Here is a 1,817-nt window from a genome sequence, read left to right on the forward strand (position 1 = left end):
GGGAGGCGACCTCCTACTTTAAAAAAGATGATGCTAGCGCTCTACGCGCGACGACCCCCTCTGTCGCCTTCGGCGACATCTCCCCCTCAAGGGGGGAGATTGGCGTTCCACCGTCGGCCACTCACCTCGGCCCAGCGCGCCGACCGCGCCGACAATCCGCGCAAACGCTTCCGCCGCCGCCGGCACCGACGTTCGGGCGCGCAGGAAGCTGTGCACCAGCCTCGGTTCCTCGTGCCACCAGGCCTTGCCGCCGGCGGCCACAATGCGGTCGCGGTAGGTCTCGCCATCCGACGACAGCGGGTCGCATTGCGCCGTGACGATCACCGTCGGCGGCAGGCCGGAGAAATCGGTGTCGCGCAGCGGCGAGAAGGTCGGGTCGTCGGGCGATTGCCGCCTGGCCGAGCGGACGTCGCGGTAGAAGGCGATGTCGGCCACGGATAGCAGCGGCGCCTCGGCGTGTTCGACATAGGAGCCTGCGGTCTCGTCGCCGCCGAGTTCGGGATAGATCAGCACTTGCCCGACCGCAGCTCTGATATGGCGGCGCGTCGCCTGCGCCACGGCGGCGGCGAGGTTGCCGCCCGCACTTTCGCCGCACAGCACCAGCGGCAGGCCTGATGTGGCGGCTGCCCATTCAAAAGCGGCGACGGCATCGTCGAAGGCGGCGGGGTGGACGTGCTCCGGGGCCAGCCGGTAGTCGACCGACAGCAGGTCGAAACCGGTGCCGGCGCAGAACTCGGCGCAGATGTCGTCATGGCTTTCCAGCCCGCCGAGGATGAAGCCGCCGCCATGGTAGTAGATCACCATCGCCTGGGCGGCCTTGCCGGCAAGCCGGTAACGGCGGATCGGGATGCCGCGGCCGGCGGCGGCGATCAGGCCATCGCTGGCCTTGACGCCAGGCGGGCGGCCCTGGTGGAAGGCGCGGCTCATACGGTCATAGACGGCGCGCTGCTTGTCGATCGGCAGGCCGAGGATTTCGGGCGGATACCAGCCGTTGACGGCGTCGATATAGGCCCAAAGGGCCGGGTCGAGCCGTGTTTCGTAGGGGCCGCGCGTCATAGGTCGGCGTAGAGCGCGGCCGCGTTGTCGAAGGAGAAGCGCAGCGGCACCGAGCCCTCGACCTGCCAGGCGGTGACGGTCTCGCCGGCCAGCAGCCGGCAGGCGCCATCGGTATCGGTGACGGCGCCGCCATAGAGCCGGTTGGCGAGGTTGAGGATGCCGGTCTGGTGCATGGCCGCGCTGCCGCTGCCGCAGGCATCCTTGACCAGCAGCACGCGAAAGCCCTTGGCCACCGCATCCTTGACCGACGCGTCGATGCAGGCCTCGGTCCAGACACCTGATATGACCAACCATTCGATGCCTGAAGACTTGATGTCGCGCGCGGCCGGCCCGGTGCGGAAGGCGCTGGGCTCGGCCTTGATCAGCAGCGCCTCGCCGTTGATCGGCGCCACCTCACGGCAGATCTCGGTCAGCGGATCGCTCTTGTCGGAAAAAGCCGACTTGCCGTCTTCACCCAGCGGATGAAACGGCCGGTCCTGGCTGTCGAGATCGACGATGTAGGCCCAGTGGTAGATCGGCACATGGTTTTGCCGCGCCGCCGCTTGCAGGCGCTGGACGTTGGCGAGGATTGTGGCATAGCCGTCGACCAGGTAGCGGGGGTCCTGCCGGTGCTCTTCCTGCAGGTCGATGAAGATCGCGGCTACGGTGCCGGGTTTGATGGCGATGGGGGTTTTCATGCGGCGCCTGCGTGATGCATGGTCGAGGCAGTCAAAGACTTTTCCGTATGCCGGCGGGACAGCGCCCCCCTCTGCCCTGCCGGG

General features: G+C 68.0%; 2 protein-coding genes. Both read right to left on the minus strand.

The window, feature by feature from the left end; all coding sequences use genetic code 11:
• Positions 1 to 33: 33 nt before the first annotated feature.
• Positions 34 to 1,056 carry an alpha/beta hydrolase gene (locus EOC06_RS36630; RefSeq protein WP_245470399.1) on the minus strand — a complete coding sequence of 341 codons (1,023 nt, stop codon included), beginning with the start codon at positions 1,054 to 1,056 and terminating at the stop codon, positions 34 to 36.
• Positions 1,053 to 1,733 carry an isochorismatase family protein gene (locus EOC06_RS36635; RefSeq protein ID WP_128310075.1) on the minus strand — a complete coding sequence of 227 codons (681 nt, stop codon included), beginning with the start codon at positions 1,731 to 1,733 and terminating at the stop codon, positions 1,053 to 1,055. Before EOC06_RS36635 ends, EOC06_RS36630 begins: the two co-directional genes overlap by 4 nt.
• Between the last annotated feature and the right edge of the window lie 84 nt (positions 1,734 to 1,817).

Source organism: Mesorhizobium sp. M7A.F.Ca.MR.362.00.0.0, assembly GCF_004023175.1.
Taxonomy (GTDB): domain Bacteria; phylum Pseudomonadota; class Alphaproteobacteria; order Rhizobiales; family Rhizobiaceae; genus Mesorhizobium.

Excerpts from the sequence above, each read along its gene's own strand:
- EOC06_RS36635 (WP_128310075.1), bottom strand. The coding sequence starts at position 1,733 with ATGAAAACCCCCATCGCCATCAAACCCGGCACCGTAGCCGCGATCTTC.
- EOC06_RS36630 (WP_245470399.1), bottom strand. The coding sequence starts at position 1,056 with ATGACGCGCGGCCCCTACGAAACACGGCTCGACCCGGCCCTTTGGGCC.